Below are 218 nucleotides of genomic sequence, written 5' to 3'. Positions count from 1 at the left end.
TGGCGAAGGATTTTGTTTGTCCTCTCACGCCAATACCCACCATATGGCACACGCTGGCTTAAATGACCGTAGAGATGATGAAGTAAGATATCACTTTCAAGCAATATGCCGGCATGGTTCCACTTGTTAGACTGAACTTGCATGATCACCATATCCCCCGGTTGCAGCGGCCCGTCGAATTCACGGAAACCACACTCATACCAGCAATCCTGATAGAA

General features: G+C 47.7%; 1 protein-coding gene. It reads right to left on the bottom strand.

Translation table 11 applies throughout. The features are described 5' to 3' along the window. Positions 1-218: NlpC/P60 family protein (locus IM284_RS21385; RefSeq protein ID WP_193055912.1), on the bottom strand; the 218-nt coding region annotated here is incomplete at both ends.

It is taken from the genome of Enterobacter cloacae complex sp. P12RS, from assembly GCF_014895875.1.
Lineage (GTDB): Bacteria > Pseudomonadota > Gammaproteobacteria > Enterobacterales > Enterobacteriaceae > Enterobacter > Enterobacter bugandensis.
The sequence above is the reverse complement of the archived record's forward strand: the minus strand, read 5'-3'. Positions and strand labels throughout refer to the sequence as shown.